Source organism: Stenotrophomonas sp. CASM114 (genome assembly GCF_049384325.1).
GTDB lineage: Bacteria > Pseudomonadota > Gammaproteobacteria > Xanthomonadales > Xanthomonadaceae > Stenotrophomonas > Stenotrophomonas muris.
The window spans coordinates 119542-145653 of the sequence record NZ_JBMRGJ010000004.1; the positions used below are offsets into that span (position 1 = coordinate 119542).

A 26112-nucleotide genomic window follows, 5' to 3' on the forward strand; every position below is an offset into this window, starting at 1 on the left:
ACTACCATCAACCTGCGCCGGGCAGGCGGAAGAACGTACGCGTCGCGGCCGTTGCGTTCGCGGCGGTCACTGCCACGTCCTCGCCACGGTCACGCGCCAGTTCTTCCACGATGTGCGAGAGAAACATCGGTTCGTTGCGGCGGTCCTTCGGCATCGGCTTCAGCGTGCGCGGCAGCAGGTACGGTGCGTCGGTCTCGATCATCAGGCGGTTGGCCGGGATGTTCTTCACCAGTTCGCGCAGGTGCGCGCCACGGCGCTCGTCGCACAGCCAGCCGGTGATGCCGATGTACCAGTCCTGGTCCAGGTAGTCGAACAGCTCGTCACGCTCACCGGTGAAGCAATGCACCACCGCCGGGCCGATGCGGCCTTCGACGTTCTTCATCTGTGCCATGAAATCGGCATGCGCATCGCGCTGGTGCAGGAACAGGGGCTTGCCATTGTCCGCGGCCAGCTGCAGCTGGCGCTCGAACGCGCGGTGCTGGGCCGGGCGCGGCGAGAAATCGCGGAAGTAGTCCAGCCCGCACTCCCCCACCGCCACTACTTCCGGGTGGGCATGCAGCGCGCGCATTTCGGCATCGCATTCCTCGGTGTATTCCACCGCGTGGTGCGGGTGCACGCCGGCGGTGGCGTACAGGAAGCCGGGGTGCTGCTGGGCCAACTGCAGGGCCAGTGGCGAGTGCTCGCGGCTGGCACCGGTGATGACCATCTGCACCACGCCGGCCTGGCGCGCGCGGTCCAGCACGGCATCGCGGTCGCGGTCGAAGGAGTCGTGGGTCAGGTTGGCGCCGATATCGATCAGGTGCATGGTCATCGCGGGGGAAAAGTGCCCGCGCATTGTACCTGCGCCTGCCGTGGCCCCTTATCCTTTGCATATGAACGCCCCGCTCTTCCCGATTTCCCCGCTGCTGCCGCAGATCCAGCAGCAGCTGGCCGTGCAACCACGGCTGGTGCTGGAGGCCCCGCCCGGTGCCGGCAAGACCACCCAGGTGCCGCTGGCGCTGCTCGACGCGCCGTGGCTGCAGGGCCGCAGGATCATCCTGCTGGAACCACGCCGGGTCGCCGCGCGCAGCGCGGCGCTGTTCATGGCACGGCAGCTGGGTGAGGAGGTCGGCGGCACGGTCGGCTACCGCATCCGCTTCGAGAACAAGGTCTCCGCGCGCACCCGCATCGAGGTGGTCACCGAGGGCATCCTGACCCGGATGCTGCAGGACGACCCGATGCTGGAAACCGTCGGCGCGATCCTGTTCGATGAATTCCACGAGCGCCATCTCAGTGGGGATCTGGGCCTGGCGCTGGCGCTGGACGTGCAGGCGCAGCTGCGCGACGACCTGCGCCTGGTGGTGATGTCGGCCACGCTGGACGGCGAGCGGCTGGCACGCTTCCTCGATGCGCCGCGGCTGAGCAGCGAGGGCCGCAGTTATCCGGTGGCGATCAGCCACTTCCCGGCGCGCCGCGATGAAGCCCTGGAACTGCAGGTGCGCCGCGCGGTGCAGCAGGCACTGGCCGAGCACCCCGGTGACCTGCTGGTGTTCCTGCCCGGCCAGCGCGAGATCGCGCGCGTCCAGGCCGGCCTGCAGGAGTCACTCGATGGCAACGTCGAGGTGCTGGCGCTGCATGGCGAGCTGCCGGTCGAACAACAGGCGCGCGTGTTGCAGGCCGCCAGCGATGGCCGCCGTCGCGTGGTGCTGGCGACCAACGTGGCCGAGTCGTCGGTGACCCTGCCCGGCGTGCGCGTGGTGATCGACAGCGGCCAGGCGCGCGAGCCGCGCTACGACCCCAACAGCGGCTTCACCCGGCTGGACGTGGTGGCCATCGCGCAGGCGTCGGCCGACCAGCGCGCGGGCCGTGCCGGTCGCGTGGCCGAGGGCGTGGCCTGGCGGCTGTGGCCGCAGTCGCAGCGGCTGGAGCCGCAGCGCCGCGCGGAGATCGACCAGGTAGAACTGGCCGGACTGGCGCTGGAACTGGCCGCGTGGGGCAGCAGCGACCTGCGCTTCCTCGACCCGCCACCGGCCGGCCCGATGGGTGCGGCGCGCGAACTGCTGCAACGCCTGGGTGCACTGTCGGACTCGGGCGCGATCACCGCACTCGGGCGCCGTGTACTGGCGCTGGGTACGCACCCGCGGATGGCGGCGATGCTGCTGGCAGCGCCCGATGCCCGCGCGCAGGCGCTGGCCGCCGATCTGGCCGCCCTGCTGGAAGCGCGCGACCCGCTGCGCCAGGGCGGTGACGCGCTGGCGGCCCGCTGGCGCGCACTGGCCGCGTTCCGCACTGGCCGCGCGCCGGGCGTTGCCAACCGCAGCGGGCTGGCCGCCATTGATGCCGCCGCCAAGCAGTGGCGTCGCCGCCTGCGCTGCGAGGCTGCGCCGCCGGCCAGCATCGAGGCGCACGAACTGGGCGATCTGCTTGCACACGCCTTTCCCGACCGGATCGGTTTCCAGCATCCCGGCGATCCGCTGCGCTACCTGCTGGCCAATGGCCGCAGCGCGCGCCTGCACGAACTGAGTGACCTGCGCGGTGAGCCATGGCTGGTGGCCAGCGAACTGCGCTTCGAGGCGCGCGATGCGCTGCTGCTGCGTGCCGCACCGGTGGATGAAGGCCAGCTGCGCAAGGCATGGCCGGAGCGCTTCGTCACCGAAGACGTGGTGCGCTGGGACAGCGAGCGACGCGCCCTGGTGGCGCTGCGCGAGACCCGTTTCGACCGGATCGTGCTGGACAGCCGCTCGGCCGGCCGGGTCGATCCGCAGCACGCCGCGCAGGCGCTGACCGATGCGGTGGCCGAGCTCGGCCTGCAGGCGCTGCCGTGGACCGAGGGCCTGCGCCAGTGGCAGGCACGGGTGGAATCGCTGCGGCGCTGGATGCCCGAGCTCGGCCTGCCCGACTGCAGCGACGATGCCCTGCTGGCCACGCGCGCACAATGGCTGCAGCCCGCGTTCGCCGGCAGGACGCGACTGGATGCGCTGGATGAATCCAGCTTCGGCGAGGCGCTGAAATCGCCACTGGAGTGGTCACAACGGCAGTTGGTCGAGCGTCATGCGCCGACCCGCATCACCGTGCCGTCCGGACTGGAGCGGCCGATCACCTATGCGCTGGACAGCGAGAGCGGCGATCCGCTGCCGCCGGTGCTGGCGGTGAAGCTGCAGGAACTGTTCGGCCTGGCCGACACGCCGCGCATCGCCGATGGCCGCGTGCCGCTGACCCTGCACCTGCTTTCCCCCGGCGGCCGCCCGCTGCAGGTCACCCAGGATCTGCGCAACTTCTGGGAAAGCACCTACGCCGAAGTGAAAAAGGAGATGAAGGGCCGTTACCCGCGCCACCCATGGCCGGATGATCCGTGGACGGCGACGGCCACGCACCGGGCCAAGCCGCGCGGAACCTGATTGGTAGTGCCGGCCGCTGGCCGACAGCCCCCTGGCACCAGGCGGAGAGCATTGCCGGCCAGCGGCCGGCACTACCGGGTGCGGAGCCTGCCTGATCCTGAATGGCTGCGGTAAAGTCACACCACGTGCGTCCCCGACTGACATACCGTTTACGGGCAACACGCGACACTGGACTTCGACCCGAGGCAAAGGACCCCCGCATGAGCAAGCTGACCGTAATCACCGACCGCGCTCTGGAGCGCGCCCTGGAGCTGGCCCACACCGCCGGCGATGGCCTGAAGAGCGCCGGTGGCAGCCTGCGCAACGCGGACTGGATCAAGACCGGCGCCGCCCTCGGCGCAGTGAAGACCGGCGGCAAGGTCGCCACCAAGTTCGCCCGCCGCAACCCGGCCGTGACCATTGCCGCGGCTGCCGTCGGCGTCGGCCTGCTGGGCTATGCGCTGTACCGCAAGCAGCAGAAGAAGAAGGCTGCCAATGGCCACGTGGTGAATGGGCAGGCGCAGCGCATCAACGCACGCGACCGCCGCAACGACACCGTGGTGGACGAGCACAGCGATATCGGCAGCGACGCGTGAGTGTGACCGACCGGGTCAGAGCCCTTCCTGCGGAAGGGATCTGACCCCGAGCCAGGGCCGGATGCCGCGAGGTATCCGGCCCTTTCTGTTTCAACCGATCTGCCGCCACTGCCCCGGCTGCAGGTCGTCCAGCCGGTAGGGCCCCATCGCCACCCGCACCAGCCGCAGCGTTGGCAGGTTCACTGCCGCGGTCATCCGCCGCACCTGGCGGTTGCGGCCCTCGCGGATCGTGATCGCCAGCCAGGCATCGGGCACGGTCTTGCGGAAGCGCACCGGCGGATCGCGTGTCCACAGCGACGGCGCCGGATCGAGGCGCTCGATCTTCGCCGGCAAGGTCGGCCCGTCATTCAGCTCCACCCCATCGCGCAACCGTTGCAGCTGCTCATCGCTGGGCGTGCCTTCCACCTGCACCCAGTAGGTCTTGTCGGCCTTGTGCTTCGGGTCGGTCAACGTGTGCGCCAGCGTGCCGTTATCCGTCAGCAGCAGCAGGCCTTCGCTGTCATGGTCCAGGCGACCGGCGGCATACACGCGCGGCGGCAGGCCGAACCCGGCCAGCGTCGGTCGCGGCGGTACGCTGCGGTCGGTGAACTGGCAGAGCACGTTGAAGGGCTTGTTGAAGGCGATCAGCATTGCGGGCACGGCAGTCGGCGGGTGGCGCATTGTCCCATGCCGCGCCACGCGCCACTCGGCTGTAGAGCCGAGCCCATGCTCGGCTCATCGCGCACAGCACGGCGGAACGCAACAGCAGCCGAGCATGGGCTCGGCTCTACAGAGTCAGCATGCGCCAGCCCGGCACCCCTCTTACGGCTTGATGAAGCGCAGGGTCATGCGGTCGCTTTCGCCGATCGCCTGGTACTTCGCATCATCGGCCTTGTCGTGCTGGTTGGTCGGCGGCAGCGTCCACACGCCGTTAGGGTGGTCCTTGGTGTCGCGCGGGTTGGCGTTGACCTCGCTGCGCGCGTCCAACCTGAAGCCGGCGGCCTCGGCCATCGCGATCACCTGCTGCTGGCCGACATAGCCGGTGTCATCGTCGTCGGCCACGTCGGCCTTGGCGCGGTGCTCGACCACGCCCAGCACGCCGCCCGGCTTGAGCACGTTGAAGAAGCCCTGAAACATACCCTGCGCCTGGCCGGCCTTGCGCCAGTTGTGCACGTTGCGGAAGGTCAGCACCACATCGGCTGAACCGGCCGGGCCGAACACCGGCTTGGCCGGATCGTAGGCGACCACGGCAGTCTTGCCGAACTGTGCCGGTGCAGCGGCGTACTTCTTTTCCAGGCTGTCGCGGCTGCGCTGCTGGTAGTCACGGCCGCGGCCTTCGGGCACCGCCATCGGATCGACCACCGCAGCAACGTAGTGGCCCTTGTCGTGCAGCAGCGGCGCCAGGATCTCCGAGTACCAGCCGTTGCCGGGGGTGATCTCGATGACGGTCTTTTCCGGCGTCACCTTGAAGAACGACAGCGTCTGCGCCGGGTGGCGGAAACCGTCGCGCTTGACGTTGTTGGCATCGCGGGTGGGCGCCTTCACCGCCGCGTCGATGGCCGGCGACACCTGGATCTTCGCCGGCGCGACCGTGGCCGGTGCGGCAAACGCGGGAACAGCGGCAAGCAGGGCCGAAGCAAGCAGCAGGCGGCAACCACGCAGGGACGAAGCAGGCATCATCGGAGCGACTCCAGCGGAAGATGCGGCGAGACTAGCAGCCGCGGCGCCCCAGGTGTTCACAAAACGTTAGCCGCGTGCGTATCGCGGAACACTGTTTTGTGGTCGCCGCCGCAGCACGGTCACACTACGCGTTTTATTCTGGAGCACTTCCCCCAAGGAGTCCGTGCCCATGACGGCAACCCGCGAACTGGGCCGTTCCGGCCTGCATGTACGTCCGCTCGCCTTCGGTGGCAACGTGTTCGGCTGGAGCGCCGATGAGAAGGCCAGCTTCGCCCTGCTCGATGCCTTCGTCGACGCCGGCTTCAACCTGGTCGACACCGCCGATGTGTATTCGGCCTGGGTGCCGGGCAACACCGGCGGCGAATCGGAAACGCTGATCGGCAAATGGTTCGCGCGCAGCGGAAAGCGCGACAAGGTGGTGCTGGCGACCAAGGTGGCCAAATGGGCCGAACGCCCCGGCCTGACCCCGGACAACATCAATGCGGCGGTCGAGGATTCGCTGCGCCGCCTGCAGACCGACGTGATCGATCTGTACCAGGCCCACGAGGATGATGAGTCGACGCCACTGGAAGCGACCCTGGCCGCGTTCGGCCGCCTGATCGAAGCCGGCAAGGTGCGCGCCATCGGTGCCTCCAACTACAGCGCCACGCGCCTGGCCGATGCGCTGAAGGTGTCCACCGACTACAAGCTGCCGCGTTACGAAACCCTGCAGCCGGAGTACAACCTGTACGACCGTGCCGGCTACGAGAAGGAGCTGGAACCGCTGGTGCAGCGCGAACAGATCGGCGTGATCGGCTACTACGCCCTGGCCAGTGGCTTCCTCAGCGGCAAGTACCGCACACCGGCCGATGCGGCCAAGAGCCCGGCACGTGGCGAAACGGTGGTGAAGCGCTATCTGAACCCGCGCGGCCTGCGCATCCTGCAGGCGCTGGATGACGTGGCCAGCAAGCACAACGCCAGCGCCGCACAGATCGCACTGGCATGGCAGATCGCGCGGCCGTCGATCACCGCGCCGATCGTCAGCGCCACCAGCGTCGAACAGCTGCACGATCTGCTGGCGGCGGCCAACGTGTCGCTGAGCGTGCACGATGTCGCGCAGCTGGATGCCGCCAGCGCGGAAGCGTGAGGGCCGGTAGTGCCGGCCGCTGGCCGGCATTGCACACATACCGCAGAAAATAATTGAACAAAATGGTTGCGCACGACTAAATCGTGGTTTATCGTGCGCACCTCGTTTCAACAACCACTGGAAACTTCCCTTGAACGCGCATTCCGTCGCCATCGCCAAACTGCTGCCATGCCTGCGCATGGACGGGCCGGCGCGCGCGTTCGGCAAGGAAGACCAGCTGACAACGGCCTGATACCCGCCCTGCGGAGATCGGCCACCCCGATCTCCGAGGCCTGACGACGCCCTCGGAACGCCAGTCCCGGGGGCGTTTTCGTTTGCGTCGACACAAGGACCCGCGATGCCAGAACTGCACCCCGCGCGGCGACCCGCCGCTCACTGACCCAGGCTTTTCCCGCCCCGCCGAAGGATTTACTTCGCGCGACTGGCAGCGCCTGGACATTATCTGCATCGCATCAGAACATTATCGCTCGCCGATAATGTCGGTGGCCTGCACCCTCGATTCTCCAACGGTCCCGTTTCAACCACGGGCTGGTGCGCGCGGCGTTGCCGTGGCGTATGCCGGAGGTCGCGGACATGCCATCGCCTGGATCGCCTGCTGGAGGCAGGCGCCGGTTCGCCGGTACGCGGTTCAATTCCGCGCGGTCCCCAACTGGATAGCTCAGCTTGGTTAGAGCAACGGATCCGTAATCCGTCTGTCGTGGGTTCGATTCCCACTCCAAACCACATGACCTGTCACGTCATGACTTGAAGCAACACCCGGGGCGCAAGCCCCAGCGGCCATCGTCGCCGTCCACCGACATCGCCTTCGGGCAGGAACGTGGAAGGCAACGGACCTCACGCCGGGCCCCGGCCCGCCGCCACTGCCAGCCACGTTCCGCACCGGTGCTGCCTGCCGGGAACGACGATGGCAGCACTGCCGGCGCATCGAAGGCTCCGCGCGCGGACCGTCCGCCGATGGCCGCCCTCTTCCGCTGCCTGCACGTGATGTGCAGGCAGCCTCGCCACGACCGGATCGACCCGGGTCATGGCGATTCATCCGCAACGGGTCGAACCACCAGAGCCATACAAGGAGAGACTCCCATGTTCTGGACCATCAAGGTCGTGATCGGCGACGGCGAGCGCGGCCTGGTGTATCGCAACCGTCGTTTCCAGCAGATCCTGCTGCCGGGCGTGCACCGCCTGTCGCCGTTCGGCGGCCGGCCGCACGTGGACATCCACACTGCATCGAAGGGCGCGGCCTACACCGGCAGCGACCAGGACAGCCTGATCGAAGCGCTGGGCGCACAGCTGGACACGCACTTCGTGCTGGCCAACGTCGGCGCCAGCGAGGTCGGCCTGTTGCTGCGCAACGGCCGCATCGATGAAGTGCTGCCGCCGGGCAGCCGCCGTCTGTACTGGCGCGGTTCGGTCGATACCCAGGTGCAGGTAATGGCGTTGGGTGACGAGCCGCGCATTCCGGCCGACGTGCAGCAGCGGCTGGGTCAATTGGGCGTGCTGCCGCGTGTGGCGGTGATCAGCACGGTGCCAAGCGAGTCGGTCGGCCTGCTGTTCATCGATGGCACGCTGCGGCAGACGCTGGACGCCGGCCTGCACGCGTTCTGGAACTTCAACGGCAACGTGTCGGTGGAGCGCGTGGAACTGCGTGCACGTTCGCTGGACGTGTCCGGCCAGGAGCTGCTCAGCCGCGACAAGGTGACCCTGCGGGTGAACCTGGCCGCGACCGTGCAGGTGATCGACCCGGTGCGTGCACACCGCACGCTCAGCAATGCCGATGAGTTCGTCTACCGGCAGCTGCAGTTCGGCCTGCGCCAGGCGATTGCCGCGCGCAGCCTGGACGAGCTGCTGGGCGACAAGGCGGCGCTGGACGGCGAGATCGCCGCCCATGTGCAGGCCGCGATCGAGGGCCACGGCGTGCGGCTGCTCGGCGTGGGCATCAAGGACGTGATCCTGCCGGGCGAGATGAAGGAGATCCTCAACGGCGTGGTGCTGGCCGAGAAGCAGGCACAGGCCAGCGTGATCCGTCGCCGCGAGGAGGCCAACGCCACGCGTTCGCAGCTCAACACCGCAAAGCTGATCGAGGACAACCCGGTGCTGATGCGCTTGAAGGAGCTGGAGGCACTGGAGAAGGTCACCGAGAAGATCGACACGCTCACCGTGTTCGGCGGCCTGGATGGCGTGCTGAAGCAGCTGGTGACGATCAGGTAGGGGGTAGCGGCGGCGCAGGGACGCGCCGCCGGCCCATCAAGGACATACACGAAGACATGGACACTCAACACAACTATCAATGGCTGCACGCCGAGGGCACCACGCCGATCAAGGGCTGGGTCAACGGTGTGCCGCTGGAAGCGCAGGCGCATGAGCAGCTGCGCAACATCGCCGCGATCCCGTTCGTCGGGCCGTGGGTGGCCGTGATGCCGGACGTGCACCTGGGCAAGGGCGCGACCGTCGGCTCGGTGATCCCGACCCGCGGTGCGATCATCCCGGCCGCGGTCGGCGTCGACATCGGCTGCGGCATGGCGGCGGTACGCACCACGCTGCGCGCCAACGACCTGCCCGACGACCTGCGGCAGCTGCGCAACAGCATCGAGCGCAGCATTCCGGTCGGCAACGGACGCGGCGGCGAGCATCACCGCATGCCCGACAGCATCCACACCCGGCTGGTGCAGTCCGGGCTGGCCGCCGGCCTGGAGAAGATCAAGGACAAGCACCGCAGAATCCGCACCGACAAGCTCGACCGCCAGCTGGGTACGCTGGGTGGTGGCAACCACTTCATCGAACTGTGCCTGGACGAGACGGACACGGTGTGGGTGATGCTGCACAGCGGATCGCGCGGCACCGGCAACCTGATCGGCACCTACTTCATCGAGAAGGCGCGCGAGGAACTGGCCCGGCGCGTGCTCGGCTTCCACCTGCCGGACAAGGACCTGGCGTTCTTCATGGATGGCGAGCCGCTGTTCGATGACTACGTCGAAGCCGTGTCGTGGGCGCAGGACTACGCCCGGCAGAACCGCGAGGCGATGATGTCGCGCGTGCTGGCCGAGATGCGCCACCGCTTGCCGAAGTTCCAGCTGGCAGCGATGGCGGTGAACTGCCACCACAACTACGTGCAGAAGGAGACGCACCACGGCCAGGAACTGCTGGTGACCCGGAAGGGGGCGGTGAGTGCGCGCGAAGGCGAGCTGGGCATCATTCCCGGCAGCATGGGCACGCGCAGCTACATCGTGCGCGGCAAGGGCAACGCCGACAGCTTCCACAGCTGCAGCCACGGTGCCGGCCGGGTGATGAGCCGTGGCACGGCGCGCCAGCAGATCACGCTGGCCCAGCACCGCGAGGCCACCGCGCACGTGGAATGCCGCAAGGACAGCGGCGTGCTGGACGAGTCACCGGCCGCGTACAAGTCGATCGACGATGTGATGGCAGCGCAGCTGGACCTGGTCGAGGTGGTGCACACCCTGCGCCAGGTGCTGTGCGTGAAGGGGTAACGGAGCGGTGCCGGCCAAGGCCGGCCTCTACCAGAGCAGCACGTCGCGTCGGGGGTCAGATCGCTTTCTGCGAAAGGGATCTGACCCCGGCACATTCAGCGCGGCACGCTGTCTTCGGCCACCAGCGCATGATGCACGCCGATGCCCGCGCGCACGCCTTCGGCCATGGCCAGGGTGATGTTGCCGACCGTCGTCGCATCGCCTGCGGCGTACACGTTGGGCACCGAGGTCTGCTTCATCATGTCGACCTCGATCAGCACCCCCAGCGGGCTCTCGACCAAGGCGCAGCCAAGCTGCTGCACCAATGGCGTGGCCATCGCCTGGGTGGCCGGTACGAACAGCGCACGCTGGGCGATGCGGCGGCCGTCGGCCAGCTCCACCTCCAGCCAGGTCGGCTGGTCGCCCTGCACGCCCAGCACCGGCGAGGTCTCGATCTGCACGCCGCGCTGCTGCATGGCAGCGCGTTCCTCATCAGTGATGTCCCGTCCCATGCTGAAGAAGGTGACATTGCCCCAGTCGGCAAACAGCGGCGCCTTGCCGGCGGACATCGGATGGCCGCCAAGCAGGCCGATGGCGCCGCCACCCACTTCGTAACCATGGCAGTAGGGGCAGTGCAGCACGGTGCTGCCCCAGCGCTCGGCCAGCCCGGGCAGTTCCGGCAGCTGGTCGGCGATACCGCTGGCCAGCAGCAGCTTGCGCGCGGCCAGCACCTGGCCATCGGCGGTACGTACTTCCACGCCCTCTGCGCTGGTGTTGGCCTGCACGGCCTCGGCATGCACCCAGCGCACCGTGGGGTAGTCCAGCAGCTGCTGGCGCGCGGTCTTCAGCAGCTCGGCGCCGCTGATGCCATCCAGCCCTGGCACCCCGTGCGAATGGCTGGCGAAGCGGTTGCGCGGCGAGCCGGCGTCGATGACGGTGACCGGCCGCCGGGCGCGGGCCAGGATCAGGCCGGCGGCAATGCCGGCGTAGCTGCCGCCGACGATGAGCACATCAGGATTCATGAGGACCTTCCAGGGAACGGTGATGGGCGAGATGGCGGGCGAAGTCGGCGCCGAGCTGGTCCAGCGTGGTCGCCTGCAGGCGCGCCTCCAGCAACCGCTGTGCCTCGCGTGCCCCCTCCAGCAGCGCGCTGTTGACCAGCTGCTGGATCGGGCAGCCGCCGCCGGCGTCGCGGGCGCCGACCTGCACCAGCGGTGGTGCGCCCACGGCCAGATAGATGTCATGCAGGGTGATCGTTGCAGCGTCGCGGGCCAGCTGGCTGCCGCCGCCATGACCGCGGGTGCTGCGCACCAGGCCGGCCTTGTGCAGTTGCGCCAGCAGACGGCGGATCACCACCGGATGGGTCGGCAGGCAGGACGCCAGCTGCCCGGAGGTGCGCGGGCCATCCTGGCCGACCAGATGCGCCATCACGTGCAGGGCGTCAGAGAGCGGGTTCGCGGATTTCATGTAACCACAGTAGTTACATTTATATCCCCTGTCCAGGGTCCGTATTTGTTCCATATGGACACATTTGTCCTATGAAACACTCCCTTCACATCACTAAACGAAACGCTAATGTGATGTTCGTCGCACTTCAGCGGAAGCGTAGCGGGTCGATACCGCATTGCCCCTTCCCGAGAGTGCTTCCCGATGAATGCGTCTGTCCGTGCTCCGCGCCTGCAGTCCAAGCTGCTCGGCGCGGTTTCTGTTGGCTTGGCCGTGGTCCTGCTGTGCGCGCTGGCAGGCCTGGCCTCCGCCTGGTTGAAGTTGTCCACCGAGGTCCCGCCCGAAGTCGCGCACAGCCGCGATGCCGAACGCCTGCAGCGTGAGTTCCGTGGCCAGGTGCAGGAATGGAAGAACGTGCTGCTGCGCGGGCACGACGATGCGCTGCGCCAACGCCACCTGGATGGCTTCGACAGCGAAGGCCGCCTGGTCGGGCAGCTGGCCAAGGGTCTGGCCACCAGCCCGGACCCGCGCACGCGTGAGCTGGCGCAGGCGTTCGTTGGCCTGCACGCGCAGCTGCAGCAGGACTATCACGCGGCGCTGCAGGCATTTGCCGCGGCCGGCTACGATCCCGCGGCCGGCGACAACCTGGTGCGCGGCAAGGATCGCCCGGTGGCGATGGCACTGGATGCGCTGAGCACGCACGCCACGCAGGTGGCTGAAGTGGCGGTGGCGTCCCGTTCGCAGCAGGCGCGGCAGACCCTGCTGCTGTGCGCGGCGCTGACCGTGCTGGCCGCCGTGCTGCTGCTGATCGGTCTAGCCTGGTGGCTGCGGCGTGCGGTGGTGCAGCCGGTGCTGGCAGTGGAAGCAGCGGCGCGCGCGGTGGCCGCCGGTGACCTGCAGCACGCCGTACAGGTGCGCAGCCGCGACGAGATCGGTCGCCTCGCGCAGGCCATGCAGGCGGTGCAATCCACGCTGCGCAGCGTGCTGGATGCACAGGCCGCGATGGCGCAGGCGCACGAAGCCGGCACCATCAGCCATCGCATGGACGCCGCTGCCTTCCCCGGCGCGTTCGGCACCATGGTGGCCGACTGCAACGCACTGGTCGATGCGCATATCCGGGTGAAGATGCGCGCGATCTCGATCATGGGCCGCTACGCGGTCGGCGACCTCAGCCAGGACATGGAACGCCTGCCCGGCGAGAAGGCCGTGATCACCGAAGCGCTGGACATGGCCAAGCACAACCTCGGCCTGATCAATGGCGAGATCCGCCGCTTGGCCGAGGCGGCGGCCGCCGGTGACTTCAGCCAGCGCGGCGACAGTGCCCGCTTCGAGCATGATTTCCGTGCAATGGTCGAAGGCCTGAACCGCCTGATGCAGACTACCGAACTGAACCTCGGCGAAGTCTCGACGATGCTGCGCGCGATTGCCGATGGCCGTCTCGGCGCGCGCATGCACGGTGATTTCCAGGGGGTGTTCGCCCGTATCGCCGGCGATGCCAATACCACCGCCACGCAGCTGACCACCATCGTCACCGACATCAAGCACGCCTCCGGCAACATCCACACCGCCGCCGCGGAGATCGCCGCCGGCAACAATGACCTGTCGCGCCGCACCGAGCAGCAGGCGGCCAACCTGGAGGAGACCGCGGCATCGATGGAGGAGCTGACCTCCACCGTGCGCCAGAACGCCGAACATGCGCGCCAGGCCAACCAGCTGGCGATCGGCGCCCATACGGTCGCCTCGCACGGTGGCAGCGTGGTCGGCCAGGTGGTGGCGACGATGGGCGCGATCGAGACCTCGTCGCGGCAGATCGCCGAGATCATCAGCGTCATCGATGGCATCGCGTTCCAGACCAACATCCTGGCGCTGAATGCTGCGGTGGAAGCGGCACGCGCCGGCGAACAGGGCCGCGGCTTCGCGGTGGTCGCCAGCGAAGTGCGTACGCTGGCGCAGCGCTCGGCGGCAGCCGCGAAGGAGATCAAGTCACTGATCGAAGCCTCGGTGGAACAGGTTGGCCATGGCGCACAGCGCGTGCGCGAGGCAGGCGACACCATGGCCGAGATCGTTGCATCGGTGCAGCGCGTGACCGACATCATGGCCGAGATCTCCGCGGCCTCGCAGGAGCAGAGCGCGGGCATCGAACAGGTCAGCCAGACCGTGATCCAGATGGACGGCACGACCCAGCAGAACGCCGCGCTGGTGGAAGAAGCCAGCGCCGCCGCGCGCAGCCTGGAGCAGCAGGCCAACCGCCTGATCGATGCGGTGGATGTGTTCGACCTGTCGACCACGGCGGCGGCGAAGGGCGGGCTGGCACGCGCGGCTTGATTGATCCGGTTGCCGGCCAGCGGCCGGCACTACCGTCGAGCGCAGACAGGGGGAGTGCCGGCCGCTGGCCGGCAGCGTCCAACGCTGCATGGGTGGCGGCATGAACAGTGCGGACCAACGGTCCGCACCCACCACCACCTGCCGTCGTACACGTCGATGCAATGCACCGTTGCCGGCATGCACACGGCCGCTGGCCTACCCTTTCGTGGATATTCCCGCCTCCCTCCCCCTCTGCTGGAGCCCCCATGACTGTCCCCGCCTTCGGTCTCGGTACCTTCCGCCTGAAAGACCAGACCGTGATCGACTCCGTGCGCAACGCGCTGGCGGTCGGCTACCGCGCCATCGATACCGCGCAGATCTACGGCAACGAAGCCGAGGTCGGCCAGGCCATCGCCGATTCCGGCGCGCCGCGCGACGACATCTACCTGACCACCAAGGTCTGGATCACCGCGTTCAAGCGCGATGCGCTGCTGGCCAGCCTGCGCACCAGCCTGGAAAAGCTGCGAACCGAGTACGTCGACCTGGCGCTGATCCACTGGCCATCGCCGAACGACAAGGTCGACGTGCCGATGGAGGAGTACCTGGCCGCACTGGCTGAAGCCAAGGCGCAGGGCCTGACCCGCGAGATCGGCATCTCCAACTTCACCATCGCGCAGACCCGCAAGGCGATCGGCATCCTCGGCGCCGGTGCCATTGCCACCAACCAGATCGAAATCCACCCCTACCTGCAGAATCGCCTGCTGGTGAAGTTCCTGCAGGACAACGGCATCCACATCACCGCCTACATGAGCCTGGCCTACGGCGAGGTGATCAAGGACCCGGTGATCCAGGCCATTGCCGGACGCCACCAGGCCACGCCGGCGCAGGTCGCGCTGGCCTGGGCGCTGCAGCAGGGTTTCTCGGTCATTCCGTCCTCGACCAAGCGCGAGAACCTGGCGAGCAACCTGGAAGCAGCAGCGATCCGCCTGACCGACGAAGACATGGCACAGATCGCCAAGCTCGACCGCGGCCATCGCCTGGCCAACCCGGAAGGCATCGCCCCGGCCTGGGATTGATTCCAACGACGGCGCGCGACTGCTCTGGTAGACGCCGACCTTGGTCGGCGCAGACGTCTGATCGATCGATGAAACACCGTGCCGACCAAGGTCGGCACCTGCCGGACGGTCAGCGCTCGGCAACACCGCGCAACATATCCAGCACGTCGTGGATGTCCAGTGGCTTGCATAGAAAACCGGCAGCCCCCAGCGCGCGGGCTCTTTCAATCACCTGTACCCGCGTATCCGCGCTCATTACAAGAACCGGTGGCGCGCCGGGGTCCCTGGCTAGCGACTCCAGCACCTCCCATCCGCTGCAGCCGGTCATGTGCAGATCCAGCAGCACCACATCAGGCTCGACTGCCGCGATTACTGCGCGCGCGTCGTGACCATCGTGGCGGGAGCTGAGGCGATGACCGGCGCTCTGCAGCAGGCGCTCTACCACGTCACGGTTGGTTTCCACGTCCTCGAACAGCAGGCAGTGCAGCGGTCGCACCGACGCTGCGTGTGACTGAAGAAGTTCTTCAAGGGAAGGAAGAGGGTCCACCTCCGTGGTTGAGGCCACCGTGAAGCGCCACGCGAATGAGGCACCGCCTGCTTCATTGCGGCTCACGCTGATCGTCCCACCCATGGCATCGGAAATCAGCCGCACGATGTACAGCCCCAGCCCGACACCCTGCTCGCAGCGTGCCTCACCTTGGCTGAGCTGTACGAACGGCGAGAAGATCATCTCCAGGTCCGCGGCTTCGATCCCCGTGCCGGAATCGCAGACCTCGATCTGAACCTGCCAGTCGTCACCCGATCGGACCGCAACGATGGATACCGACACCTCGCCCGCCATCGGGGTGAACTTGATGGCATTGCAGACAAGATTGGTCACCACCTGTTCGATACGTCCGCCGTCTGCCAGCATCCAGACATCGGGCTCACTCCCATCCAGCTGCAGAAGTACGCCCTTGTCGGCGGCAGCCGGCATGCAGGTCGCCTGCACGCTTTCAATGATCGACCGCAGCGAACAAGGATGAAGCCGCAACTGCAGCCGGCCACCATCGATGCTGGCTGCGTCCAGTACATCATCGATGCGGTGCCTGAGCGCCTGCGCCTGCGTTGCGACCGTCGCCAGTGCATGCCGTTGGGCCGTACTTGCCGTCCCCACTTCCAGCAGCTGGATCCCACTGATGATGGCGTTCAGCGGCGTCCGCAGCTCGTGGCTCATCGTACTGACGAATCGGCCCTGCGCCTCACGCGAAGCAATGGCACGCAGCGCTATGTCACGCATCGCGGCTACCAGCAACGCCGCTACCAGCGGCAACAGGATCGTCAATGCCAGCGCGTAGGCGAGGTAGGCGGGCCGAGAGACCCAGTAGCCTTCAGGCGCGGCCCACAGCAATGCCAGCGCAGTCGATGCAATCGCGGGAGCAATTGCCCTGCGGCCATACACCGCGGTCGCGGAGATCACGAGGAAAGGCAGGGCTGCATTGAGCGTCATCAGCAGGATGAACGCCGCGTCCACCTGGATCGCAACCATTGCCAGGCTGAGCAGAAGGCCTACCCCATCGCACCAGCGGTGGCAGCGCTCCATGCAGAGCCTTGCAACAAGTGCCCATGTCCCGGATACCGCGAGCAGGGCAACGGCCACCGGCAGCACGCGGGCCGCCTCATTGGCCAGAACCGGCTGCGGGCCATTCACCCACTGCCAGCACCACAGCACCACCAGTACCTGCAGCAGGACCCGGAACCCGCTGGCGCGTGGCTCCTGAAGGCACGACAGAAGCCAGGCCAGGCGGTGCATCTCCAGCGCACGGGCTGCCTGCAGCAATGCTGCCGGTGCGGAAGCCTGCGAGCACACACAGGGCTGGTGCACGTCAGCCTCCTTCCATCCGGAAATGCGTCGTCGCACGATGCAGAAGACGCTGCGCGGACAGTGCCAACGCGCATGCCCGCCGCCGCACAGCGTACGCTTCTGTACCCGAGCGGAGACAGTCACTCAATGCGTCGCAGGCCAGCGTTACCTCGGCGCTGCCCAACGCCGAGGTCGCGCTCTTCAAGGCATGCAGACGCGCCAGCTCCTGCTCCAAGGCATCGAAGGATTCGTCCTTCGCCTTGCTCATCCACTGCGATATCGCCGCGTCCAATGCTGCGGTGAATGAAGGCAGCTGGTGGGGCGACGTTGCCGCAATGAGACCTAGCATCGAGCGTTCCCCAAGCTCAGGCCGGTCCATGGCGTGTGGACCTGCGTTCAGCCCAAACCGGGACTTCAAGCTTTGCATCGCCTTCCTCCATCTGTCGCATTCAACACCTGAACGGATGTATTCCAGCGTCCTGTTACGCCTGACTGGAGACCTCAGGCGTCAGCATGCAGGACCCGCGAGCTATTGCATCCGCTGATGGATCTGTACGAAGAACTGCGGAAAGCAGCCACCCAGCAGATGCCCTGCAGCCACCGCGAGCATGATTCCGCCTACGATGGCAGCACATCGGGCCGGGTGTGACAGTCGCTTCAGATCCATGGCATCCAGCATGTAGGCAACGAATGCGCTACGCCATCGGAATTCTTTCAAACTTTCCTCATGGACCACCATGCTGACACTGACACTTCTCCTGCTGCTTTCATGCAGCGTGCTGGTCTGGAAACGCCGTCTGCGCAGTGCTGCGTTTCTGGCGACGCTTCCGCTGGCCATGGCAGCCAGTGCCAGCGCCCCGGTCACGCAATGGTTGCTGGATCGCGCGCAGGGCACCCCTTCTGTCACTGATCACGGTGCACTTCATCTGCGCACTGTGATCGTGGTACTGGGTGCCGGCATCGACCACGATGCCCGGGGCTCCAGGCCCGGGCTGGCCGGTTACAGCCGCCTGATGAGGGCAGCACAGCGTTACCACGACTGCGATCGCACGCGGGAGGTCTGTACGGTGCTTGCCAGCGGAGGCGTCACTGCCAAGGGCGATGTCGCTGAGGCCGATGTCTACGCACGCGAACTGATTGCGCTGGGCGTGCCCACCGAGAGGATTGTCCGCGAGCGTGCCAGCAGGAACACCTGGCAGAACGCCCGAAACAGCAGTGCGATCATCGGGCGCAACAGCCCGCGGGTGGTGCTGGTGACCTCGGGCCTGCATCTCACGCGGAGCCTGATCTACTTCCGACACTTCGGCGTCGTGGCCGAGGGCCTGCCCAGCGACCTCCTCCGTGCCACCCCGGGGTGGCTGCCCTCCACATTCAATCTATTGCTGGTCGAAGTGAGTTTGCATGAGCGTATCGGCATTCTGCGCTACCACCTCTACAACCGGATGGGCTGGAACGACGCCCCCATCGAGCCGGTCAGTGTCGCGCCTGCAGCAACCACCCACGCATCGCCGCACTGACCTCGTCCGGTTTCTCCATCGGTGCCAGGTGCCCGCAGTCAGGCACCACCACCAGCTGCGAGTGCGGCACCATCGCGTGCATTTCCTCGCTCACCGCCAGCGGCGTGATGCGATCGTTCGCGCCGCACACGATCAGCAGCGGATCGCGGTAACCGGCCAGCACATCATGGCCGTCGCGGCGTTCCAGCGCGCTCTGGCGCAGGAACACGTCCGCGCCCAGGCGGGCGGTCATGTCGCGCACGCGCTGCACCAGCACGTAGTCATCCAGCCGCGACGCATCGATGTAGCTGCGCATCAGCACATCGCCGAAGCCGTGGAACTTCCCCGGCAGGCGCACGCTGGCGCGTTGGCTGCGGCGCTGCTCGGCACGTTCCGGTGAATCGGCGTGGATCGAGGTATCGATCAGCGCCAGCTGCAGCACGCGCTCCGGCGCAATGCGCAGGATCTGCTGGGCGACGAAGCCGCCCAATGAGAAACCGGCCAGCGCAAAGCGCTCCGGTGCCTGTGCGAGCACGTCCTCGGCCACCGCCTGCAGGGTCTCGCCACGGGTCTGGTCGCCTACTGTGCAGTCGGCGATGTCGGCCAGGTCGGCCAGCTGCGCGCGCCACAGCTCGGCATCGTTGAGCAGGCCGGGCAGCAGCAGCAGGGGAATACGGTCGGTCATGGGGGTATTGTCGCGCCAGCACGGTGACGGAACCATGCCGCAACAGGCGGTTGCGTTGTAGAGTCGCGCCATGCTCGACTACTGCACAGCCCGTCGAGCATGGCTCGACTCTACAGAAGGCGGCGATACGGACGCGACCATGGCAGACCCCTACAACAGCGGCACCCCCACCCCACCCGCGCTCCGCTTCGATGATGCGCTGGTCACCACCGCCTTCGAGCTGCCTGGGCACCGCGTCGTGCGCAACCTCGGTGTGGTGCGCGGCATCACCGTGCGCTCGCGCTCGATCGTCGGCAACTTCCTCGGCGGTATCCAGACGCTCTTCGGTGGCAACATCACCATCTATACCGAACTGTGCGAACAGGCCCGCGAGGAAACCTACCGCGACATGGTCAAGCATGCGCGGCAGCTGGGTGCCAACGCGATCATCGGCATGCGCTACGACGCCACCGATGTGATGACCGGGCTGACCGAAGTGCTGTGCTATGGCACGGCGGTGGTGGTGGAGCCGATGCGTTGAAGCTGTAGAGCCGAGCCCATGCCCGGCTCAGGCGTGCCCGTGTGATGCAAGGCAGCCGAGCGTGGGCTCGGCTCTACAATGGCACGTCGGGCACCTCGACCTGCTGCACCGGCAGGGTCACCATCATCACCGTCGGGTCGTCCGGGTCCAGCTTCGTCTTGAAGCCCAGGCTCTGGCACATCGCCAGCATGGTGCTGTTCTCGCGCAGCACCTGGCCTTCGACCACGTCCAGGCCCAGCCACTTGGCGTACTCGATCATGATCGCCATCAGCCGCCAGCCGATGCCGTGGCCCTTCAGGTCCGAGCGGATCAGGATGCCGTACTCGCCACGGTGGTAATCCGCATCGGCATGCAGGCGCACCGCGCCCAGCATCTCGCCGCTGCGCGGTTCGATCGCCACCAGCGCAATCGAGCGCGCGTAGTCGAGCTGGGTCAGGCGCGCGATGAACTCGTGGCTGAAGTGCTTCACCGACTGGAAGAAGCGCAGGCGCAGGTCCTCGTCGCTGACGCGGGCGAAGAACGCACGGAACAGCGCGTCGTCCTCCGGCCGCACCGGGCGCACGAAGGCGCGGCCGCCATCGGACAGTTCGATGGTGCGCTCCCACTCCTTCGGGTACGGGAACACCGAGAAACGTGGATGGCCGCGGCCCTTGTGCAGGATGCGCGACGGCGCCACTGCCACGCGGGCGTCGAGGGCGAGGATGCCCTTGCCGTCGACCAGCAACGGGTTGATGTCCAGCGTACGCACTTCGGGAATGTCGGCGGCCAGTTGTGCAAGCTTCACCAGCGCCAGCGCCAGTGCGCGCTCGTCAGCCGCCGGCACGTCACCGTAGGCCTTGAGGATGCGCGAGGCGCGGGTCTGGCCAATCAGCTCGTGGGCCAGGCGCAGGTCCAGCGGCGGCAGCGCCAGTGCCTTGTCGTTGATCACTTCGACGGCAGTGCCGCCGCGACCGACCACGATCACCGGGCCGAACGTCGCGTCATCGGCGATGCCGACAATCAACTCGCGCGCCTTCGGACGCACGATGGTCGGCTGCACCAGCAGGCCATCGACACGCGCATCCGGCCGCAGCTGGCGTGCGCGCGACAGGATCGCGTTGGCCGCGCTCTGCACCGCCGGCAGCGTGGACAGGTTCAGGCGCACACCATCCACTTCCGACTTGTGCGGAATATCCGGCGAGAGAATCTTCAGCGCGACCGTGGCACCGCGTTCCAGCAGCGGCTGCGCCAGGTCCATCGCCTCGTGCGCATCACGCGCATGCATCACCGGCGCGGAGGGAATGCCGTAGGCCTTGAGCAGTTCATGCGTAGCCAGCGGGTCCAGCCACTGCTGGCCGTTGGCCAGCGCGGCATCGACCAGTGCGCGCGCGGCGGCCGTGTCGACGCTGAAGTCCTGCGGCAGGCTGGGCGGCGTTTCCATCAACGCGTTCTGCGCTTCGCGGTAGCGCACCAGATGCTGGAAGCCACGTACGGCTTCGGCCTCGGTCGGATAGGTAGGCACCCGCGCCGCGTTGAGCGTGGCGGTGGCCTGGTCGTCGTTGCCCAGCCACACCGCGAACACCGGCTTGTCGCGGTGGTGGCGCGGGCGCAGGCCGAGCGTGCGGGTGAGTGCCTGCGCGGCGTCCGCCGATGAGGTGAACGCGGTCGGCACGTTGACCACCATCACCGCGTCATTCTCGTTGTCGGCCAGCAGCGCTTCGATGGCCGCGGCATAGCGGTCACCATCGGCGTCGACCACGATGTCGACCGGATTGCTGCGCGACCAGCCCTGTGGCAATACCGCATCGAGCTTCTGCACCGTGCTGTCGGACAGGGTGGCCAGCGTGCCACGCAGCGCGATCAGCTGGTCCACGGCAAGGCGGCCGACGCCGCCACCGTTGCTGAGAATGGCCAGGCGGCGGCCAGGGAAGGTGCCCAGCCGCCCCAGTGATTCGGCGGCGGTGAACAGCTCGTCCAGCGCACCGACGCGCAGCAGCCCGGCGCGGTTGAAGGCCGCACCGTACACATCATCGGCGCGGGCCAGGGCCTGCACATGGGTATCGCGGCTGCCCGGCTGCACGCGCTCGGCGCGGCCGGACTTCACCACCACCACCGGCTTGGCGCGGGCGGCGGCGCGCGCGGCCGACATGAACTTGCGCGCGTCCTTGATCTGCTCGACGTAGAGCAGGATGGCGCGGGTACGGTAGTCGGTGGCGAAGTAGTCGAGCAGGTCGCCGAAGTCGACGTCCATCGTATCGCCCAGCGAGACCACGGCGGAGAACCCGACCGAGCGCGCCACGCCCCATTCCACCAGCGCGGCGGCAATGGCCGAGGATTCGGAGATCAGCGCGAGGTCGCCGGCCTGCGGAAAATGTGCGGCGATGCTGGCATTGAGCCGCGCGTGCGGCGCGATCACGCCCAGGCAATGCGGCCCGAGGATGCGCAGGCCATGCTTGCGCGCCACCGCCTCCACCTGTGCAGACAACGAACCGGGGCCTTCGCCCAGGTGCGCGGTGAGGATGATCGCCGCCTGCACGCCACGTTCGGCGGCAGTGCGCACCACCTGCGGCACGATTGCCGCTGGTGCGGTGATCACCACCAGGTCGGGCACCCAGTCCAGGTCCTTCAGCCGCTTGACCGTGCGGATGCCATCGATCTCGGCATGCCGCGGATTGATCCACGCCACCTTGCCGGGGAAGCCGGTGCCACGCAGGTTGCGCATCACCGCGCGCCCGGCCGAACGCTCGCGCGGGCTGCCGCCAATCACCGCGACCGACTGCGGACGGAACACGGACTGCAGGTGGTAGGTACTCATGCGCCTACGGTACCCAAATTCCGTGGCGATGGGGTCGCAGGCGGGGTCGGATCCCTTTTCGCAGGAAAGGGCTCCGACCCCTGCTGCGGATATCCGGGGTCAGAGCCCTTCGCTGCGCGAAGGGACCCGACCCCGGCGTGCACGTTTTGTTACAGCAGCGTGCCGTGCAGGATCATCGCGGCGATGCTGAAGTAGATCACCAGGCCGGTCACATCCACCAGGGTGGCCACGAACGGGGCCGAGGCGCTGGCCGGGTCGAAGCCGAGCCGCTTCAGGATGAAGGGCAGCATCGAGCCGGACAGCGAACCGAAGGTGACGATGCCCACCAGCGCGGCGCCGATGGTGATCGCCAGCAGGATCCAGTGCTCGCCGTAGTCGTGCAGGCCGCCCAGCTGCCAGATCACGATGCGCACGATGGCCAGGCAGCCGAGGATGGCGCCCAGCACCATGCCGGTCGGCACTTCGCGCAGGGCCACCTTCCACCAGTCGCGCAGGCGCAGTTCGCGCAGTGCCAGGCTGCGGATCAGCAGCGAGGTGGCCTGCGAGCCGGAATTGCCACCCGAACTCATGATCAATGGGATGAACAGGGTCAGCACCACCGCGCGCGCCAGTTCGTCCTCGTAGTGCTGCATCGCGCTGGCCGTCAGCATCTCGCCCAGGAACAGCACGCTCAGCCAGCCGGCGCGCTTGCGCAGCATCTCGAAGAAGCCGATCTGCATGTACGGCTTGTCCAGCGCTTCCATGCCGCCGAACTTGTGCGCGTCCTCGGTGGATTCCTCGATCAGCGCATCGAGCACGTCGTCCACGGTGACGATGCCGAGCATCTGCTGCTGCGCATCGACCACCGGGATCGCCAGCAGGTCGTGGCGACGGATCAGCCGTGCCACTTCTTCCTGGTCCATCAGTGCGTCCACCGTCACCGGTGGATTGACCTGGGCCACGTCCAGGATCGACTCCTCCGGCAGGCCGGTGATCAGCCGGCGCATGGTCACCACCTGCTGCAGCTGCTGGCTGGCCGGCTCCAGCACGTAGATCGCGTACACCGTTTCACGGGTGCGCTCGACCTGGCGGATGTGCTGCAGGGTCTGCGCCACGGTCCAGCTGGCGGGTACCGCCACGTACTCGGTGGTCATCAGCGCGCCGGCGGTGTTCGGCGGGTAGCTGAGCAGCTTCTGGATGACCTGGCGGGCGTCGGTGCCCAGCAGCGGGATCAACCGCGCGCGCTCTTCCTCATCCAGCTCGTGGACGATGTCGGTGGCGCGGTCGTCGGCCATCAGGCCCAGCAGCGCCGCAGCCCGCGCGGGTGGCAGTGCGGCCACCAGCTCACCGCTGCGGTGCAGCTCCGGCGCTTCGAGCATCTTCACTGCACGCGGCAACGGCAGCGCAGCCAGCGTTTCCGCGGCGCGGGTCAGGTCCAGCGTGTTGAGGAATTCCACCGCGTCGGCGGTGTTGTAGTTCGCCAGCGGTGCGGCCAGTGCGGCGGCATCGGCCACCGGGCGCAGCAATTGCTTCTGGTTCATCGGTTTTGCCTTGTGGGGATGCGACCTCGCGCAACGCCAACGCAGGCAAACCGTCCCGGTGTCAGGCGGTGGCCATCGCTGGCGTCGAACGAGGTCGACTTCTACTGTCGCTGGACATGGGTTGGGGACTCCGGGATGCGTATGCCAACGGACGCGCCGCCAGCGGCGGGCAGTCTGGACCCGTGCGCCATGCAGGTCAACCTGGCCGCCCCGCGCTGGGCGCCCATCCGGTCGGTTGTTCTCGTGCATACACAGGCCGGCGCGCATAATGTCGTGGTGGCGCTCGCCACGCCCTCCCCCATCCGAACGGACGCACAGCGGGCTCCCCCGATGACCAGGTATTCCCATGCATAGCGGTGGTCTGGAACTGGCCCTGGTGCTGCTGCTGGCGGCGGTCATCGCCGTGCCGGTGTTCAAGAAGTTCGGCTTCGGCGCGGTACTGGGCTACCTGGCGGCCGGTGTGGTGCTGGGCCCGGACGGGCTGGGCTTCGTGCAGGACGCCGACCGCATCCTCGGTGCCGCCGAGATCGGTGTGGTGATGCTGCTGTTCGTGATCGGCCTGGAGCTGTCACCGGCACGCCTGAAGGTGATGCGGCGCTCGGTGTTCGGCGCCGGCGCGGCGCAGGTGGCGTTGTCCGGGCTGGTGCTGGGCGGCCTGCTGCTGCTCGATCACTTCCAGTGGAAGAGCGCGCTGGTGGTCGGCGTGGCGCTGGCGCTGTCATCCACCGCGGTCGGCCTGCAGCTGCTGTCCGAGCACAAGGCGATCAACAGCGACCATGGCCGGCTCGGGTTCGCGATCCTGCTGTTCCAGGACCTGATCGCGATCCCGCTGCTGGCGGCCATCCCGCTGCTGGGCGGAGTGAAGAACGAGACCCTGCGCTGGGAAGATGCGGCCGTGGCGCTGGGTGCGCTGGCGGTGGTGATCCTGTGCGGACGACCAGTGCTGCGCAAGGTGTTCAGCATCATTGCGCGCACCCGCAGCCCGGAAGTATTCACTGCCACCGCCCTGCTGGTGGTGCTGGGCACCGCCTGGTTCATGCAGGAAGCCGGCCTCAGCCCCAGCCTCGGCGCGTTCCTGGCCGGCGTGCTGCTGTCCGATTCGGAGTTCCGGCATGAGCTGGAAGCGCAGATCGAACCATTCAAGGGGCTGCTGCTGGGCCTGTTTTTCATCGCAGTGGGCATGGGCATCGACCTGGACCGCATCGCCGCCGAGCCGTGGCTGATCGCCGCGGGTGTCGGCATCCTGCTGGTGGTCAAGTTCAGCCTGCTCTACGCGGTTGGACGTGTCGCCCGGCTCAGCTCGCGGCAATCGCTGCTGCTGGGCAGCGTGCTGTGGCTGGGCGGCGAGTTTGCCTTCGTGGTATTCAACGAGGCACAGCGCGCGCACCTGCTGGGCAACGCCAACCACGACCGGCTGGTGGCGATCGTCGGCCTGTCGATGGCGATCACGCCGCTGCTGATGATCGCGCTGCTCAAGCTGCTCGGCCAGGAAAAAGCCGCACCACGCGTGGCGGCCGAGGCCGACAAGGTGGCGCCGGACAACCGGCCCAAGGTGCTGATCGCCGGCATGGGACGCTTCGGCCAGGTGATCGCACGCCTGCTGACCGCGCAGAAGGTGCCGTTCGTGGCGCTGGAGGCGAACCCGGACACCGTTGCCGACCTGCGCCGCTTCGGCAACCAGCTGTACTACGGCGATCCGACCCGGCCGGAGATGCTGCGTGCGGCGGGGGGCGAGCACATCGATGTGTTCGTGATCACCGTGGATGACCCGGAGACCAACCTGCGCGCGGTACGCATGGTGCGCCGGCTGTACCCGGACGCGACGGTGCTGGCGCGTGCGCGCAACCGCCAGCATGCGTGGCGCCTGATGGACATGTCGGCCGAGCCGTTCCGCGAAGTGTTCGGCACCAGCCTTGAGATGAGCGGGCGCGTGCTGACCGCGCTGGGCGTGGCACCGGACGTGGCCGAACGCCATGTGCAGCGCTTCCGCGAGCACGATGAGCAGCTGCTGCGCGACCAGTATCTGGTGTACGACGACGAGGCAGCGGTGATCCAGACCTCGCGCGACGCACGCAACGACCTGATGCATCTGTTCGAGGCCGACGCGGAAAGCGACGGCGACAAGGAGCGCTGACGGCGCCCACCCGATCGATGGTGGACCCGGTAGTGCCGGCCGCTGGCCGGCAGCCTCGGTATCCCGGAGGTCTCAGCAGGTTGCCGGCCAGCGGCCGGCACTACCCACTGCGGATTC

General features: G+C 67.6%; 20 protein-coding genes and 1 tRNA gene. 11 read left to right on the forward strand and 10 right to left on the reverse strand.

Features of this window, described 5'->3' with window-relative positions:
* Window positions 1–7: 7 nt before the first annotated feature.
* Complete coding sequence (locus VG566_RS06565) at window positions 8–805, reverse strand: TatD family hydrolase (protein WP_041864321.1); 798 nt, start codon at window positions 803–805, stop codon at window positions 8–10.
* A gap of 67 nt (window positions 806–872) precedes the next feature.
* On the opposite strand from VG566_RS06565, the gene hrpB reads away from it, so the two are divergent.
* Window positions 873–3377 (forward strand): ATP-dependent helicase HrpB, encoded by a 2505-nt coding sequence (hrpB, locus tag VG566_RS06570; RefSeq protein WP_241884764.1) that lies wholly within the window; start codon window positions 873–875, stop codon window positions 3375–3377.
* Window positions 3378–3577: 200 nt separating this feature from the next.
* Window positions 3578–3952, forward strand: a complete 375-nt coding sequence (locus tag VG566_RS06575) for a hypothetical protein (RefSeq protein ID WP_005411574.1) — start codon at window positions 3578–3580, stop codon at window positions 3950–3952.
* Between the two features lie 90 nt (window positions 3953–4042).
* Here VG566_RS06575 and VG566_RS06580 read toward each other — a convergent pair whose 3' ends face one another.
* A complete protein-coding gene (locus VG566_RS06580; protein WP_014648817.1) occupies window positions 4043–4582 on the reverse strand; it encodes a pseudouridine synthase in 540 nt (179 codons plus the stop codon).
* Between the two features lie 171 nt (window positions 4583–4753).
* Window positions 4754–5611 (reverse strand): class I SAM-dependent methyltransferase, encoded by an 858-nt coding sequence (locus tag VG566_RS06585; RefSeq protein ID WP_164167286.1) that lies wholly within the window; start codon window positions 5609–5611, stop codon window positions 4754–4756.
* A 169-nt stretch (window positions 5612–5780) separates the two neighbouring features.
* Between VG566_RS06585 and VG566_RS06590 the strand changes: the two genes are divergently transcribed.
* The 4 genes from VG566_RS06590 (at window position 5781) to VG566_RS06605 (ending at window position 10219) form a co-directional block, all read left to right on the forward strand.
* The gene (locus VG566_RS06590; protein WP_032961500.1) at window positions 5781–6737 is read left to right on the forward strand and encodes an aldo/keto reductase; all 957 of its coding nucleotides are present in this window, start codon (window positions 5781–5783) and stop codon (window positions 6735–6737) included.
* 649 nt (window positions 6738–7386) lie between these two features.
* Window positions 7387–7460 (forward strand) — tRNA-Thr (locus VG566_RS06595).
* A 357-nt stretch (window positions 7461–7817) separates the two neighbouring features.
* Complete coding sequence (locus tag VG566_RS06600; protein WP_075075818.1) at window positions 7818–8942, forward strand: slipin family protein; 1125 nt, start codon at window positions 7818–7820, stop codon at window positions 8940–8942.
* 56 nt (window positions 8943–8998) lie between these two features.
* Window positions 8999–10219, forward strand: a complete 1221-nt coding sequence (locus tag VG566_RS06605) for an RtcB family protein (protein WP_241884766.1) — start codon at window positions 8999–9001, stop codon at window positions 10217–10219.
* A 95-nt stretch (window positions 10220–10314) separates the two neighbouring features.
* Here the strand turns inward: VG566_RS06605 and VG566_RS06610 are convergent, their stop codons facing one another.
* Window positions 10315–11220, reverse strand: coding sequence for an NAD(P)/FAD-dependent oxidoreductase (locus tag VG566_RS06610; RefSeq protein WP_049406697.1), 906 nt, complete (start codon window positions 11218–11220; stop codon window positions 10315–10317).
* Entirely contained in the window at window positions 11210–11665 is a 456-nt protein-coding gene (locus VG566_RS06615) for an Rrf2 family transcriptional regulator (RefSeq protein WP_241884768.1), read from the reverse strand. The genes VG566_RS06610 and VG566_RS06615 overlap by 11 nt, the downstream gene beginning before the upstream one ends.
* A gap of 183 nt (window positions 11666–11848) precedes the next feature.
* Here VG566_RS06615 and VG566_RS06620 point away from each other — a divergent pair, with 183 nt between their 5' ends.
* The gene (locus VG566_RS06620; RefSeq protein ID WP_241884770.1) at window positions 11849–13969 is read left to right on the forward strand and encodes a methyl-accepting chemotaxis protein; all 2121 of its coding nucleotides are present in this window, start codon (window positions 11849–11851) and stop codon (window positions 13967–13969) included.
* A 245-nt stretch (window positions 13970–14214) separates the two neighbouring features.
* Complete coding sequence (dkgB, locus tag VG566_RS06625; RefSeq protein ID WP_241884772.1) at window positions 14215–15024, forward strand: 2,5-didehydrogluconate reductase DkgB; 810 nt, start codon at window positions 14215–14217, stop codon at window positions 15022–15024.
* Between the two features lie 109 nt (window positions 15025–15133).
* Here the strand turns inward: dkgB and VG566_RS06630 are convergent, their stop codons facing one another.
* Together VG566_RS06630 and VG566_RS06635 are read right to left on the reverse strand one after the other, a co-directional pair.
* Window positions 15134–16867: an ATP-binding protein gene (locus VG566_RS06630; RefSeq protein ID WP_241884774.1), complete on the reverse strand. Its 1734-nt coding sequence runs from the start codon at window positions 16865–16867 to the stop codon at window positions 15134–15136.
* 1 nt (window position 16868) lies between these two features.
* Window positions 16869–17273 carry a hypothetical protein gene (locus tag VG566_RS06635; protein ID WP_241884776.1) on the reverse strand — a complete coding sequence of 135 codons (405 nt, stop codon included), beginning with the start codon at window positions 17271–17273 and terminating at the stop codon, window positions 16869–16871.
* Window positions 17274–17583: 310 nt separating this feature from the next.
* On the opposite strand from VG566_RS06635, the gene VG566_RS06640 reads away from it, so the two are divergent.
* Complete coding sequence (locus VG566_RS06640; RefSeq protein ID WP_241884777.1) at window positions 17584–18363, forward strand: YdcF family protein; 780 nt, start codon at window positions 17584–17586, stop codon at window positions 18361–18363.
* On the opposite strand, the gene VG566_RS06645 is transcribed toward VG566_RS06640, so the two are convergent.
* Window positions 18320–19027, reverse strand: coding sequence for an alpha/beta fold hydrolase (locus tag VG566_RS06645; protein WP_046433177.1), 708 nt, complete (start codon window positions 19025–19027; stop codon window positions 18320–18322). The two genes, VG566_RS06640 and VG566_RS06645, sit on opposite strands and share 44 nt — an antisense overlap.
* A gap of 139 nt (window positions 19028–19166) precedes the next feature.
* On the opposite strand from VG566_RS06645, the gene VG566_RS06650 reads away from it, so the two are divergent.
* Window positions 19167–19547, forward strand: a complete 381-nt coding sequence (locus tag VG566_RS06650; RefSeq protein ID WP_014648827.1) for a YbjQ family protein — start codon at window positions 19167–19169, stop codon at window positions 19545–19547.
* A 73-nt stretch (window positions 19548–19620) separates the two neighbouring features.
* Here VG566_RS06650 and VG566_RS06655 read toward each other — a convergent pair whose 3' ends face one another.
* Window positions 19621–22341 (reverse strand): bifunctional acetate--CoA ligase family protein/GNAT family N-acetyltransferase, encoded by a 2721-nt coding sequence (locus VG566_RS06655; protein WP_049442060.1) that lies wholly within the window; start codon window positions 22339–22341, stop codon window positions 19621–19623.
* A 149-nt stretch (window positions 22342–22490) separates the two neighbouring features.
* A complete protein-coding gene (gene mgtE / locus VG566_RS06660) occupies window positions 22491–23861 on the reverse strand; it encodes a magnesium transporter (protein WP_014648829.1) in 1371 nt (456 codons plus the stop codon).
* Between the two features lie 346 nt (window positions 23862–24207).
* On the opposite strand from mgtE, the gene VG566_RS06665 reads away from it, so the two are divergent.
* The gene (locus VG566_RS06665; protein WP_241884778.1) at window positions 24208–25995 is read left to right on the forward strand and encodes a monovalent cation:proton antiporter-2 (CPA2) family protein; all 1788 of its coding nucleotides are present in this window, start codon (window positions 24208–24210) and stop codon (window positions 25993–25995) included.
* Window positions 25996–26112 lie beyond the last annotated feature (117 nt).